This window comes from Microbacterium sp. CFSPD4_SD4, assembly GCF_057364585.1.
In genome coordinates this window covers 632,988-646,102 of the sequence record NZ_JBNFOC010000001.1, presented here as the reverse complement: position 1 = coordinate 646,102, position 13,115 = coordinate 632,988, and the positions used below count along the sequence as shown (strand labels likewise).

Annotated in this window: 13 protein-coding genes; 10 read left to right on the top strand and 3 right to left on the bottom strand. The window is 70.3% G+C overall.

The genetic code is table 11. The annotated features are described in order from the left end of the window. Positions 1-125 precede the first annotated feature (125 nt). From AC2W7E_RS03240 to clpX, 6 genes are all read left to right on the top strand, one after another. Complete coding sequence (locus tag AC2W7E_RS03240; RefSeq protein WP_060921184.1) at positions 126-1,061, top strand: sugar-binding transcriptional regulator; 936 nt, start codon at positions 126-128, stop codon at positions 1,059-1,061. Next, on the top strand, positions 1,058-2,059 hold the full coding sequence (gene deoC / locus AC2W7E_RS03235; protein ID WP_025105015.1) for a deoxyribose-phosphate aldolase: 1,002 nt from the start codon (positions 1,058-1,060) through the stop codon (positions 2,057-2,059). Before AC2W7E_RS03240 ends, deoC begins: the two co-directional genes overlap by 4 nt. Positions 2,060-2,069: 10 nt before the next feature. Beyond that, complete coding sequence (locus tag AC2W7E_RS03230) at positions 2,070-3,512, top strand: aldehyde dehydrogenase family protein (protein WP_374460175.1); 1,443 nt, start codon at positions 2,070-2,072, stop codon at positions 3,510-3,512. Further along, complete coding sequence (locus AC2W7E_RS03225) at positions 3,509-4,360, top strand: aldehyde dehydrogenase family protein (RefSeq protein WP_025105013.1); 852 nt, start codon at positions 3,509-3,511, stop codon at positions 4,358-4,360. The genes AC2W7E_RS03230 and AC2W7E_RS03225 overlap by 4 nt, the downstream gene beginning before the upstream one ends. A gap of 103 nt (positions 4,361-4,463) precedes the next feature. Next, positions 4,464-4,988: a hypothetical protein gene (locus AC2W7E_RS03220; RefSeq protein WP_062766775.1), complete on the top strand. Its 525-nt coding sequence runs from the start codon at positions 4,464-4,466 to the stop codon at positions 4,986-4,988. A 117-nt stretch (positions 4,989-5,105) separates the two neighbouring features. After that, a complete protein-coding gene (gene clpX, locus AC2W7E_RS03215) occupies positions 5,106-6,374 on the top strand; it encodes an ATP-dependent Clp protease ATP-binding subunit ClpX (protein WP_025105011.1) in 1,269 nt (422 codons plus the stop codon). Between the two features lie 8 nt (positions 6,375-6,382). On the opposite strand, the gene AC2W7E_RS03210 is transcribed toward clpX, so the two are convergent. From AC2W7E_RS03210 to AC2W7E_RS03200, 3 genes are read right to left on the bottom strand one after another with little or no spacing between them, the layout of a single operon-like run. Beyond that, positions 6,383-6,880, bottom strand: a complete 498-nt coding sequence (locus AC2W7E_RS03210) for a GyrI-like domain-containing protein (RefSeq protein WP_366215497.1) — start codon at positions 6,878-6,880, stop codon at positions 6,383-6,385. Positions 6,881-6,899: 19 nt separating this feature from the next. Beyond that, complete coding sequence (locus tag AC2W7E_RS03205) at positions 6,900-8,951, bottom strand: M3 family metallopeptidase (protein ID WP_485988523.1); 2,052 nt, start codon at positions 8,949-8,951, stop codon at positions 6,900-6,902. Between the two features lie 9 nt (positions 8,952-8,960). Further along, a complete protein-coding gene (locus AC2W7E_RS03200; RefSeq protein ID WP_485988522.1) occupies positions 8,961-9,893 on the bottom strand; it encodes a LysR family transcriptional regulator in 933 nt (310 codons plus the stop codon). An 81-nt stretch (positions 9,894-9,974) separates the two neighbouring features. Between AC2W7E_RS03200 and tdh the strand changes: the two genes are divergently transcribed. The 4 genes from tdh to AC2W7E_RS03180 are packed head-to-tail and all read left to right on the top strand — an operon-like array spanning position 9,975 to position 13,080. Next, positions 9,975-11,018: an L-threonine 3-dehydrogenase gene (gene tdh, locus AC2W7E_RS03195; RefSeq protein ID WP_062634086.1), complete on the top strand. Its 1,044-nt coding sequence runs from the start codon at positions 9,975-9,977 to the stop codon at positions 11,016-11,018. Beyond that, on the top strand, positions 11,018-12,196 hold the full coding sequence (locus tag AC2W7E_RS03190) for a glycine C-acetyltransferase (RefSeq protein ID WP_085607816.1): 1,179 nt from the start codon (positions 11,018-11,020) through the stop codon (positions 12,194-12,196). The genes tdh and AC2W7E_RS03190 overlap by 1 nt, the downstream gene beginning before the upstream one ends. A 54-nt stretch (positions 12,197-12,250) precedes the next feature. After that, positions 12,251-12,865 (top strand): ArsR/SmtB family transcription factor, encoded by a 615-nt coding sequence (locus AC2W7E_RS03185; protein ID WP_378871502.1) that lies wholly within the window; start codon positions 12,251-12,253, stop codon positions 12,863-12,865. Further along, a complete protein-coding gene (locus AC2W7E_RS03180; protein ID WP_378871499.1) occupies positions 12,862-13,080 on the top strand; it encodes a hypothetical protein in 219 nt (72 codons plus the stop codon). Before AC2W7E_RS03185 ends, AC2W7E_RS03180 begins: the two co-directional genes overlap by 4 nt. The last annotated feature ends 35 nt before the right edge of the window (positions 13,081-13,115 follow it).

Here is a 13,115-nt window from a genome sequence, read left to right as displayed (position 1 = left end):
AATCGACGGGCGTCCTTCTCGCGTCTCCGGCGAATGCGCGCGGGGGGATGGTGGGACTGCGCATATGAGCAGACGGGTGCGCGAACGCTGAATCCGGCCTACCCTGGAGGAGGAAGGAGGACACCGTGGAAGAAGATCTGCTCATGGTCCGGGTCGCCGAGCTGTACTACGACGAGGACAAGACGCAGGACGAGATCGGTGGTCTCCTGAAGATCTCCCGCTGGAAGGTCGGGCGCCTCCTCACGCAGGCGCGTCAGCGGGGGATCGTCCGCATCGAGATCGTCCACCCGCGCGCCCGTCGGCTGGGCCTCGAACGCGAGCTCGTGGAGCGGTTCGGCTTGACCGACGCCGTGGTCGTCCCCTCGCCGGAGGGCGACGAGGGCACCCTGGAGCGCGTCGCTCAGGCGGCGGCCGACTTCCTGACCGCCCTCCGTCCGGTTCCGCGCACGCTCGGCGTGAGCTGGGGCAAGACCCTCCGCGCCGTGGCCGAGGCCCTCCCCGACGGCTGGGCGAACGGCGTCACCGTCGTGCAGCTCAACGGCGGTGTCAGCCTCAACCGGCGCTCGGGCGGGGCCGCTGGACTCGCGGTGACCATCGCCCAGCGCGCCTCCGGCCAGGTCTCCCTGCTGCCGAGCCCCGCGATCCTGGAGCACGTCGAGACGAAGCAGGCCATCGAAGGCGACCGCACCGTCGCGGCCGTGCTGGAGGAGGCGGCGGACGCCCAGGCGTTCCTGTTCACCGCCGGACCGTGCGATGCGACCTCCGCCCACGTCGAGAACGGCTATCTCACGGCTGCCGATGTGGAGGAGCTGGCGCGCCGCGGCGCCGTCGGCGACGTCCTCGGGCGCTACGTCGACGCCGAGGGCAACATCGTCGACCCGCAGCTGGACGCCCGCACGGTCGGCGTCTCGCTCGACCGCCTGCGCGGCGCCGCGCGGGCCATCTTCGTGACGGCGGGTCCCGCCAAGCACGACATCGCGCGCACGGTCGTGACCAGCGGCCTGTGCGGGGTCCTGGTGACCGATGAGACCACAGCACGAGCATTGTTGGAGGAACAGTGACGACGACAGAACTCAGCCGCAGGACGGCGGTGGACGTCCTCGGCGGTGAGCCGGACGACGCCACCCTCCGTCGTTTCCTGCACGGCCTCCCCGGCGTGGACGCCGTCGGGCTGGAGCAGCGCGCTGCCGGCCTCGGCACCCGCTCCATCAAGACCACGTCGAAGGCGTGGGCGCTGGACACGATCATCAAGCTGATAGACCTGACCACGCTGGAGGGCGCGGACACCCCTGGCAAGGTCCGTTCGCTCGTCGCCAAGGCGAAGAACCCGGATGCGGCGGATCCGTCCACGCCTCGGGTGGCGGCCGTGTGCGTCTACGGCGACATGGTCGCCGGAGCGGTCGAGGCTCTCGGCAGCCTGCACGGCGACCCCGACGACGGCCTCATCTCGGTCGCCGCGGTGGCCACCGCCTTCCCGAGCGGCCGGTCCTCCCTCGCGATCAAGCTCGCCGACACCGCGGAAGCTGTCGCCGCGGGTGCGGATGAGATCGACATGGTCATCGACCGCGGTGCGTTCCTGTCCGGCCGCTACGGGCTGGTGTTCGATCAGATCGCTCAGGTCAAGGAGGCGTGCCGCCGTGAGGACGGCTCGTACGCCTCGCTCAAGGTGATCCTCGAGACCGGCGAGCTGAACACGTACGACAACATCAAGCGCGCCTCCTGGCTCGGCATCCTCGCCGGGGGCGACTTCATCAAGACCTCGACGGGCAAGGTGCAGCCGGCGGCGACGCTGCCGACCACGCTGCTCATGCTGGAGACGGTGCGCGACTGGTATCGCGGGACGGGGGAGCGCATCGGCGTGAAGCCCGCCGGCGGCATCCGCTCGTCGAAGGACGCGGTCAAGTACCTCGTCACCGTTGCCGAGACCGTGGGGGAGGAGTGGCTCCAGCCGCACCTGTTCCGCTTCGGCGCCTCGAGCCTGCTCAACGACGTGCTCCTGCAGCGCCAGAAGCTCACCACCGGCCACTACTCCGGCCCCGACTACGTCACGATCGACTAGGACACCCGACATGTCATTCCTGGAATACGCTCCGGCTCCGGAGTCCACGGCGGTGCTGAACCTCAAGGACAGCTACGGGCTGTTCATCGACGGCGAGTTCGTCGACGGCTCCGGCACCCCCTTCCGCACCATCTCCCCGGCGACGGAGAAGGAGATCGCCGAGATCGCCTCCGCCGACGACGCGGACATCGACCGCGCTGTCGCCGCGGCCCGTCGCGCCTACGACAAGGTCTGGTCGCGCATGAGCGGCCGCGACCGGGGCAAGTACCTGTTCCGCATCGCCCGCCTCGTGCAGGAGCGCGCCCGCGAGCTCGCCGTCGCCGAGAGCCTCGACAACGGCAAGCCCATCAAGGAGAGCCGCGACGTGGACGTGCCCCTCGTCGCGTCCTGGTTCTTCTACTACGCGGGCTGGGCCGACAAGCTCGACTACGCCGGGCTGGGTGCGAACCCGCGTGCTCTGGGCGTCGCCGGTCAGGTCATCCCATGGAACTTCCCGCTGCTGATGCTCGCGTGGAAGCTCGCGCCCGCGCTGGCGGCCGGGAACACGGTCGTGCTCAAGCCGGCCGAGACCACGCCGCTGACGGCACTGATCTTCGCCGAGATCCTGCAGCAGGCCGATCTCCCCGCCGGTGTCGTGAACATCGTCACCGGAGCCGGGGCGACCGGTGCCGCCCTGGTCCGGCACCCGGACGTCGACAAGGTCGCCTTCACCGGCTCGACGGGTGTGGGTCGCGACATCGCCCGCGCCGTGGCGGGGACGGACAAGAAGCTGACGCTGGAGCTGGGCGGCAAGGCCGCGAACATCGTGTTCGACGACGCGCCGATCGATCAGGCCGTCGAGGGCATCGTCAACGGCATCTTCTTCAACCAGGGCCACGTGTGCTGTGCGGGCAGCCGCCTGCTGGTGCAGGAGTCCATCCATGACGAGGTCGTCGACCGGCTGAAGAACCGGCTGTCGACGCTGCGTCTCGGTGACCCGCTCGACAAGAACACGGACATCGGCGCGATCAACTCCGCCGCGCAGCTCGCCCGTATCCGTGAGCTCAGCGACATCGGCGAGGCCGAGGGTGCCGAGCGCTGGACCGCCGACTGCGCGATCCCGGAGCAGGGCTTCTGGTTCGCTCCGACGATCTTCACCGGCGTCGAGGCCTCGCACCGCATCGCCCGCGACGAGGTCTTCGGGCCGGTGCTGTCGGTCCTCACCTTCCGGACGCCCGCTGAGGCGATCGCCAAGGCCAACAACACCCCGTACGGTCTCTCCGCCGGCATCTGGTCGGACAAGGGCTCGCGCATCCTCGCCGTCGCCGACCGGCTGCGCGCGGGCGTCGTGTGGGCGAACACGTTCAACCGTTTCGACCCGTCGAGCCCGTTCGGCGGCTACAAGGAGTCCGGGTACGGCCGCGAGGGCGGTCGCCAGGGCCTCACCGCCTATCTCAAGGGAGCCGCAGCATGAGCAAGCGACTGACCGTTCCGAAGACCTACAAGCTCGCGATCGGCGGGGCCTTCCCCCGGAGCGAGTCCGGACGCACGTACGAGGTCGTCTCCCGCAAGGGCGCCTTCCTCGCCAACGCCGCCAAGGCCTCCCGCAAGGACGCCCGCGATGCGGTCGTCGCCGCGCGCGCCGCCGTCAAGGGCTGGTCGGGGGCGACGGCCTACAACCGCGGCCAGGTGCTCTACCGGGTCGCCGAGGTCCTGGAAGGGCGTCGCGCGCAGTTCGTCGACGAGATCGTGGCGCAGGAGGGCATCTCGTCCTCGGCGGCCACGGCGCAGGTCGACGAGGCGATCGATCTCTGGGTCTGGTACGCCGGCTGGTGCGACAAGTACGCCCAGGTGGCGGGAAACGCGAACCCTGTCTCCGGTCCGTACTTCAACATCTCGGTGCCCGAGCCCACCGGTGTGGTCGCCATCGTGGCCCCGCAGGACTCGGCGCTGCTCGGCCTGGTGTCGGTGGTCGCCCCGGCCCTCGTCGCCGGGAACACCGTCGTCGTGGTCGCGAGCGAGCAGTACCCGCTCTCCGCGATCAGTCTCGCCGAGGTGCTCGCGACCAGTGACGTGCCAGGGGGCGTGGTGAACGTGCTCACCGGCTCGCCGGCGGAGATCGCGCCGTGGCTCGCCTCGCACCAGGATGTGAACGCCCTCGATCTCGCCGGCGCGGGCGCGCTGGAGTGGGTCGACATGCAGATCGCCGCGGCGGAGACGCTGAAGCGCGTGCTCGCCCCCGGCGACGTGGTGGCCTCGCCGGAGCGGATCGCCGCGTTCACCGAGGTCAAGACGGTCTGGCACACCAAGAGCATGGTCTGACGACACGTCAGGATGACCGAGGGCCCCGTCGCGCACCGCGCGGCGGGGCCCTCGTCGTGCGGGCAGCGTGCGGGTGACGCCGGTGCTGTGGTTTCATGGCGGCATGATGGCGATCTCCGGCGTCCGCGCCCGCCCCGGGCGAGTGACGCTCGTGCTGGCGGCGATCCTGCTTCTCGGCGGCTGCGCTGCGGCGCCGGCCGACGTCGCCGCCGGAGAGCCGACGCCGACCGTGACGCCCACCGCCGCCTGCCCGCAGGTGGACGGCGCCGAGCTTCCGCCGGAGTGCGCGCCGTACGACCCGGAACACGCGATGGAGCAGAACGACCGACATCGTGAGCGGATGGACATGTCGGCCGAGGCACGGGCGGCCGCCGAGCAGCCGGTGGCGGATCTCCGCGTGCGTCTCGAAGCGCTGCGCACGGAGAGCGCGATCTCCGTGATCGCCGTCCAGGACGCCTTGCGCGAGGCCGGCCTCGTCCATCACGTCGCCCGGGGAGATGCGCGCGCGGTGGCGTTCGGGGCCGACGGTCCGGAGGGCGGCTGCGTCTTCGGGGAACTGCGTCCCGACGAGGTCCGTGTCGAGGTCGGCGGATACATCATGGACGGCGGCTGCCTCCCCGCGGAATGACGCCGGAGACACCGTCGTCCGCCGGACCCGCCGAACGACTCGTCGCCAATGCGGCCCGGTGTCGTATGCAGCGGTTAGGCTCGAAGAACGATCCTGATCCCCCCGAGGAGGACGCGCATGGCCCGCATCGGTGAAAGCGCTGACCTGTTCAAGTGCTCTTTCTGCGGAAAGAGCCAGAAGCAGGTGCAGCAGCTCATCGCCGGACCCGGCGTGTACATCTGCGACGAGTGCGTCGAGCTCTGCAACGAGATCATCGAAGAGCGCATGGCGGAGTCGTCCGCCGAGGGTGTCGCCGAGTTCGAGCTGCCGAAGCCCCGCGAGATCTTCACGTTCCTCGAGGAGTACGTCGTCGGACAGGAGCCCGCGAAGCGTGCGCTGTCCGTCGCCGTCTACAACCACTACAAGCGCGTGCGCGCTCACGGCACCCTGCAGCCTGCTGAGCAGAAGGCCGAAGAGGTCGAGATCGCCAAGAGCAACATCCTGCTCATCGGACCCACGGGCTGCGGCAAGACCTACCTGGCGCAGACGCTCGCCAAGCGCCTCAACGTGCCGTTCGCCGTCGCCGACGCGACGGCACTGACCGAGGCGGGCTACGTCGGCGAAGACGTCGAGAACATCCTCCTCAAGCTCATCCAGGCCGCCGACTACGACGTGAAGCGCGCCGAGCAGGGCATCATCTACATCGACGAGGTCGACAAGATCGCCCGCAAGGCCGAGAACCCGTCGATCACCCGCGACGTGTCGGGCGAGGGCGTGCAGCAGGCGCTGCTGAAGATCATCGAGGGCACGGTCGCCTCGGTGCCGCCGCAGGGTGGTCGCAAGCACCCGCACCAGGAGTTCCTGCAGATCGACACCTCGAACGTGCTCTTCATCGTGGCCGGCGCCTTCGCCGGTCTGGAGGACATCGTCTCGGCGCGTGTCGGCAAGCACGGTGTCGGCTTCGGTGCTCCGCTGCACGACAAGGGCAAGGACCTCGACCTGTTCAGCGAGGTGCTCCCGGAAGACCTCCACAAGTTCGGTCTCATCCCGGAGTTCATCGGTCGTCTGCCCGTCGTGACGAACGTGTCACCGCTCGACCAGGCCGCCCTCATCGACATCCTCACCGGTCCGCGCAACGCCCTCGTCAAGCAGTACCAGCGCATGTTCGAGCTCGACGGCGTCCAGCTCGAGTTCGAGGAGGACGCGCTGCGATCGATCGCCGACCTCGCCGTCGAGCGCAAGACCGGTGCCCGCGGACTCCGTGCCATCCTCGAGGACGTGCTCGGTCCGGTGATGTTCGAGATCCCCTCTGCCGAGGACGTCGCGAAGGTGATCATCACCCGTGCCGCCGTCGACGAGGGCGCCCCGCCCACCATCGTGATGGAGCGCAAGCGCAAGAGCGCCTGAACGCCTGCTCAGGCCACGGGCATGAGCAGGTCCGTGCGGAGCTCGTCGGGATCGACACCGGGGTCCGAGACGTAAACCTCGATCCAGACGCCGCGCGGGTGCAGCCCCGCCTCCGCGGCGCGCGCGACCAGCCCGGCCCACCCGGCACCGAGACCGTCGTACGAACCGAAGACGCTGCTCGCGACGGCCTGCCCGGTCGGCAGGGTCGAGGGGATGATGGCTGCCCCGTCGCCCGTGGCGATCGGGTCGGAGGGTGGGGCCTGGACCGGGAAGCCGAGCTCCAGGTCGAACACGCCCATCGGATCGCCGTGGTAGATCGCGAGCGCCGGGCCGGCGGGAATCAGGGTGCCCGCAGCGAAGGCGGCACCGATCGCCGCGTATCCGGAGTCGAAGGCATCGCGGAGGTCGGCGATCCGGATGCCCTCGTGGCGGATGACGGCCAGGGGGACGGCGTCCAGCTCCAGGGTGTCTGCGGGGCCGAACGGAGCGTCGGGGAATGCGTCCATGCGCTCAGGGTCTCACGACTCAGGAATCGAGTCCACGGCGTTTCAGGAGCGGCTTGATCTCGGCGTCCCGACCGCGGAAGTCGCGGTAGGCGGCCAGCGGGTCCTTCGAGCCGCCGACGCCGAGCAGCCGGTCGCGGAAGCGGTCCCCATTGGCGCGGGTGAGGCCGCCGTTCTCCCGGAACCACTCCACGGTGTCGGCGTCGAGCACCTCGCTCCAGATGTACGAGTAGTACCCGGCGCTGTAGCCGCCGGAGAAGACGTGGGCGAAGTAGGTGGAGGAGTACCGGGTCGGGACGGCGGGGTCGTCGAGGCCGATGTCCGCCAGCGCGGCCGCCTCGAAGCCGGCGACATCGTCCACTGTGTCCTCGGCGGAGAGCCGGTGCCACGCCTGATCCAGCCACGCCGCGGCGAGGTATTCGCTGGTCGCGTGCCCCTGGTCGAAGGTCGCGGTCGCTCGCAGCCGCTCCACGATGGCGGGATCCAGCGGCTCACCGGTCTCGTGGTGCCGGGCGTAGTGGTCGAGGACCTCGGGCCAGAGGATCCACATCTCGTTCACCTGGCTGGGGAACTCGACGAAGTCGCGGAACACGTTGGTCCCGGCGAAGTGCGGGTAGGTCACCGTGGCGAACAGGCCGTGCAGAGCGTGCCCGAACTCGTGGAACAGCGTCGTCACCTCGTCGAGCGTCAGCAGCGTGGGCTCGCCGTCCCCGGGCTGCGGGACGTTGAGGTTGTTGACCACGACCGGGGCGCTGCCGCGCAGGCGGGACTGGCTGACGATCGCGTTCATCCAGGCGCCGCCGCGCTTGGAGTCGCGGGTGTAGAGGTCGAGCACGTAGAGCCCGAGCGGGGAGTCGTCGGCATTGCGCACCTCGAAGACGCGGGCCTGCGGGTGGTAGGCCGCGAGGTCGTGTCGTTCATGGAAGGTCACCCCGTACAGGCGGGTCGCCGCGAAGAACACGCCGTCCTGCAGCACGCGCTCCGCCTCGAACCAGGGGCGCAGGGCGGCGGTGTCGATGTCGTAGCGGGCGGTGCGCACGCGCTCGGTGTAGAACGCCCAGTCGTGGGCCTCCACGGGGAAAGGCTCCGGTTCGGTCTCGTCGACGATGGCCTGGAGCGCGTCCCGTTCGGCGCGGGCGTTGCGCGCGGAGGGCGCGGCCAGTCGTCGCAGCATCCGCTCGACGGCCTCGGGGGAGCCCGCCGTCTCGTCGGCGGTGACGTAGGCGGCGTGCGAGGCGTAGCCGAGGAGGCGCGCGCGCTCGGCGCGGAGGCGCACGATCTCGCGCAGCACCGGACGGTTGTCGTTGCCGTTGTCCCGCGAGCCCCGCGCGCGGGACGCCGCCATGATCCGGCGACGGGATTCCCGGACCGCGAGCCGGGCGAGCGCCGGATGGCCGGTGAACAGCGGCAGCGTGAGGAGGTAGCGGCCGTCGAGCCCGCGGTCGGCCGCGGCGCGTGCGGCGGCGGACAGCTCACCCGGGCTCAGGCCCTCCAGGTCGGCCGCGGCGTCGAAGACCACGGCGAGGTCGTTCGTATCGCTCAGCAGATTCCGCTCGAACGTGTTCGTGAGCACCGACAGCTTCTGGTTCAGAGCCGTGAGCTGCGCCTTCGCCTCGTCGTCGAGCGCGGCGCCGGCATGCGTCATCTCGCGGTGGTGGCGCTCCACGAGATACCGCTGCTCAGGATCGAGGTCGAGCGCCTCGCGCTGCTCGTACACGTGGGCCACGCGCGCGTAGAGGGCCGCATCCAGCGTGATCGCATCCTGATGGGCAGCCATGAGCGGCGCGAGCTCCTCGTCGATCGCCTGGATCTCCGGCGTGGCATCGGCGGAGCTCACCGTGTAGAACGCGTGCGCCACCCGGTCGAGGAGCGCGCCGGACCTCTCCAGTGCCTCGAGGGTGTTCTCGAACGTCGGCATCGACCGCACGCGGGTGATGTTCGCGACCTCGGCGAGCTGCTCCGCGAACCCGGCGCGGAAGGCGGGGAGGTAGTGCTCCGGACGGATGGCCCGATAGTCCGGGAGCCCGAAGGGGAGGGTCGACGGCTGCAGCAGCGGGTTCGTGGCGTCGCTCATCCTCCGAGCCTAGCCATCGCCGTCCCCGGAACGCTCCGCGCTCAGACGGGTCATCACCTCTCGCAGGGCGTCGACGACGACACGGACCGAGCGGCGGCGCAGGTTCTCCGGGCGCGCGAGGACGTCGATCATGCGGTGCGTGCTCACGCCTCGGAGCGGGATGCGCACGATGGCACGATCGTCCACGCTGCGCGAGGTGAACCGGGGGAGCATCCCCAGGACGCCGCCGGCTGCGACCACCGCCGACACCGCACCGTAGTCGTTGATGCGGTGCCGGACCTCGACCGGGCGGCGGGCGACGGCGGCGACGGCGCGGAGCACGTCGTCGGGGGAGTACCCCACACGGCTCGTCACCCACTGCTCGTCGGCGATCTCGTCCGGCGAGAGGGTGCGGCGACCGGCGAGAGGGTGCTCGGCGGAGACGGCGACGTCCAGAGGCTCGCGGACGAGACCCACGGCGCGGACACCCTCGGTCGGCCACGGCGCGGAGTGCTCCATCCGATGGGCGAGGACGAGGTCGTACCGCGCGGTGAGCCCGGGGAACTCGCTCTGCGCGACGTCCTCGTCCGTGAGACGCACGGTCGGGGCGTGCTCCTTGCCGGACAGCTCCCGCACGAGCGGGCCGAAGAGTGCCTGACCGACGCTGTGGAAGCCGCTGATGCTCACCTCTCCCGTCGCCGCGTCCTCGAAGTCGTCCAGGGCGTGGCGCGCCGCCGCCATCGCGTCGATGGCCTCGGCTCCGGCTGCTGCCAGGACCTCGCCGGCGGCGGTCAGCACGAGGGTACGGCCCTGGCGACGGGTGAGCGGGGCCGGGAAGGAGCGCTGCAGTGCGGCGAGCTGCTGCGAGACCGCGGAGGGGGTGACCCGCAGCGCCTCGGCGACGGCGGTCGCGCTTCCCAGCGCTCCGAGTTCGCGGAGGATCTGGAGCTGGTGGAGTTCCACGACGACAGTTTAGTTCCCTCTACAGGGCGGATGCAGAAGATGCCGATTGTTCTACAGCAACGGATGCGATGAGATCAGAGCATGAGAGCTCTGTTCAAGGAGGAACCCGGCGCCGGCCTCGCGCTCGTGGAGCGTCCCGACCCCGTCGCGGGTCCCGGCGAGGTCGTCATCCGTGTCCTCCGCACCGGCATCTGCGGAACCGATCTGCACATCCGGCGATGGGACGACTGGGCGGCCTCCGCGATCGCCGCGCCCCTCATCCCGGGACACGAGTTCTACGGGGAAGTCGTCGAGGTCGGGCCGCTCGTCCACGACATCGCGGTCGGCGACCGGGTGTCCGGCGAAGGACACATCGTCTGCGGCACCTGTCGGAACTGCCGCGCCGGACGGCGGCAGATGTGCATCCGCACGATCGGACTCGGGCTGCAGCGCGACGGCGCCTTCGCCGAGTACCTCTCGCTGCCGGCGACGAACGTGTGGGTCCACCACGCCGAGGTCACCCCGGAGCTCGGCGCGATCTTCGACCCGCTCGGCAACGCCGTGCACACCGCCCTCCGCTTCCCGCTCGTCGGTGAGGACGTGCTCGTCACCGGGTGCGGTCCGATCGGCCTGATGGCGATCGCCGTCGCCCGGCATGCGGGCGCCCGCTTCATCGTCGGGACCGACGTGAGCGCGCCGCGCCTGGAGATGGCGCGCGGGATGGGAGCCGACGAGGTCGTCGACGTCTCCCGCCAGGAGATCCGCGACGCGCAGCGGGCGCTCGGCATGCGCGAGGGCTTCGACATCGGCTTCGAGATGAGCGGCGCGGCGTCGGCGCTCCCGGCGATGATCGACAACATGAACCACGGCGGACGCATCGCCATGCTCGGGCTGCCGTCGACCGGGTTCGACATCGACTGGGGCAAGCTCGTCACGCACATGCTCACGATCACCGGGATCTACGGCCGGGAGATGTTCGAGACGTGGAACGCCATGGGCGCGATGCTCCAGACGAGTGCGACGTTGCGCGAAGCCATCGGCCGGGTGATCGCCGAGGTCGTACCGGCGCGCGACTGGGAGCGCGGATTCGCGGCGGCGGAGTCCGCCGGCACGGGCAAGATCATCCTCGACTGGACGGAGCTGTGATGTACGCGACCTTCAAGGACCATGTGGCGCAGGAGCTGGCGGGAATCGAGGAGGCGGGGCTCACCAAGCGCGAGCGCGGCATCCGCGGACCGCAGCGGGCGGAGATCACGGCCGACGGCGCCGAGGTGCTCAACTTCTGCGCCAACAACTACCTGGGGCTGGCCGACGACCCGCGAATCCTCGCTGCGGCCCGGACGGCCCTGGACGAGTGGGGGTACGGGCTCGCGAGCGTCCGCTTCATCTGCGGCACCCAGGAGCAGCACCTCGAACTGGAGCGTCGGCTCGCGGACTTCCTCGGCACCGATGACGCGATCCTCTACTCCTCCTGCTTCGACGCGAACGGCGGTGTCTTCGAGACGCTGTTCTCCGCCGAGGACGCGATCATCTCGGACGAGTTGAACCACGCGTCCATCATCGACGGGATCCGGCTGTCCAAGGCGCGCCGGCTCCGGTACCGCAATCGCGACATGGCGGATCTGGAGGAGCAGCTGCGGGCGGCCGCCGATGCCCGGTTCCGCGTGATCGTGACCGACGGTGTCTTCTCTATGGACGGCTACATCGCCCCGCTGGCCGAGATCTGCGACCTGGCGGAACGCTACGACGCGCTCGTCTTCGTGGACGATTCGCACGCGGTCGGCTTCGTCGGCGAGAACGGACGCGGGACGCCGGAGCTGTGCGGCGTCGCAGATCGCGTGGACATCTACACCGGCACGTTCGGCAAGGCGCTGGGCGGCGCCTCCGGCGGGTACGTCGCCTCGCACGCGGAGATCGTCGCGCTGCTGCGTCAGCGCTCCCGCCCGTACCTGTTCTCGAACACCCTCGCTCCGGCCATCGTGGCCGGCACGCTGACCGCGCTCGACCTGGTCGAGGGATCGGCCGACCTCCGGGCGCGGCTGCGCGACAACGCGGCCCTGTTCCGCGCCCGGATGGCGGAGGAGGGGTTCGACCTGCTTCCGGGGGAGCACCCGATCGTGCCCGTCATGTTCGGCGATGCCGGTCTCACAGCCCGAATTGCCACGGCGATGCAGGACCAGGGCGTGTACGTGACCGCGTTCAGCTTCCCGGTGGTGCCGCGGGGCAAGGCGCGCATCCGGGTGCAGCTCTCCGCCGCGCACACCCCCGACCAGGTGGAGCGGTGCGTGGCGGCCTTCGTCGCGGCCCGGGAGTCCGTGAGCTGATCGGATGCAAAGAAATGCTTGCAAAGAGTTGTTTGCAAGAGTATCTTTGCATTCATGACGAACGAGACGCAGGTACGGACGCTGGATGCGGGGGCGCTCAAGGCGCTCGCCCATCCGCTGCGGGTCAGGATCTTCGATCTGCTCGCCTCTCGCGGTCCTCAGACGGCCAGCTCTCTCGCGGCGCTCGTGGGGGAGACCTCGGGATCCACCAGCTACCACCTCCGCGCCCTCGCCGCCCACGACCTCATCCGCGAGGTGGAAGGCCGGGGCACGGCACGGGAGCGATGGTGGGAGCGTCCGAAGGGCCGGATCGACGTGCCGGGGCCGGACGAGCAGATGTCGCCGGCGAACCGCGCTGCGGCGCAGATCGTGACCTCGGAGTTCTTCCGACTCCGGCACGAGACGCTGATGCGGTACCTCAACCGCCCGGAGTCCGAGGTCCCCGAGGGCTGGCGCGACGTGGGCGTGACGATCACCACGCACCTGGACATGACCGCGGAGCAGGCGATGTCGCTGCGGGCCGAGCTGGAAGCGGTCGTGGAGAAGGCGATCGCGCAGTACCGCGGTCAGGAGGGGCCCGACGTGCGCCGCGTCTCCCTCCGTGCCGAGATCTTCGATCTGCCGACACCGGATGGTGCGGCCACGACCGAGACGATGGAGGCATCATGACCGCCGCGACCCTGCACCTCGTCCGTCCCACGCGGACGGAGCGCGGCCTGCTGCGCCTCGCCGACCGGGTCACCGCCATGATCGAGCACCGGATCGAGCGTCGCGCACAGCGGCGGACCCTCGCCCTCGAGCTCCTCCGCGAACAGCAGGCCCGCCGCCACGACCCGCACGCCGTGGATCATCTCCTCGCGCAGCTCGGAGCCCCGCGCCGCTGACCCGGGACCCCGGGTACGCGTCGAGACCCCCTCCT

Excerpts from the sequence above, each read along its gene's own strand:
- AC2W7E_RS03230 (WP_374460175.1), top strand. The coding sequence starts at position 2,070 with ATGTCATTCCTGGAATACGCTCCGGCTCCGGAGTCCACGGCGGTGCTG.
- AC2W7E_RS03225 (WP_025105013.1), top strand. The coding sequence starts at position 3,509 with ATGAGCAAGCGACTGACCGTTCCGAAGACCTACAAGCTCGCGATCGGC.
- AC2W7E_RS03220 (WP_062766775.1), top strand. The coding sequence starts at position 4,464 with ATGATGGCGATCTCCGGCGTCCGCGCCCGCCCCGGGCGAGTGACGCTC.
- clpX (WP_025105011.1), top strand. The coding sequence starts at position 5,106 with ATGGCCCGCATCGGTGAAAGCGCTGACCTGTTCAAGTGCTCTTTCTGC.
- AC2W7E_RS03210 (WP_366215497.1), bottom strand. The coding sequence starts at position 6,880 with ATGGACGCATTCCCCGACGCTCCGTTCGGCCCCGCAGACACCCTGGAG.
- AC2W7E_RS03205 (WP_485988523.1), bottom strand. The coding sequence starts at position 8,951 with ATGAGCGACGCCACGAACCCGCTGCTGCAGCCGTCGACCCTCCCCTTC.
- tdh (WP_062634086.1), top strand. The coding sequence starts at position 9,975 with ATGAGAGCTCTGTTCAAGGAGGAACCCGGCGCCGGCCTCGCGCTCGTG.
- AC2W7E_RS03190 (WP_085607816.1), top strand. The coding sequence starts at position 11,018 with ATGTACGCGACCTTCAAGGACCATGTGGCGCAGGAGCTGGCGGGAATC.
- AC2W7E_RS03185 (WP_378871502.1), top strand. The coding sequence starts at position 12,251 with ATGACGAACGAGACGCAGGTACGGACGCTGGATGCGGGGGCGCTCAAG.
- AC2W7E_RS03180 (WP_378871499.1), top strand. The coding sequence starts at position 12,862 with ATGACCGCCGCGACCCTGCACCTCGTCCGTCCCACGCGGACGGAGCGC.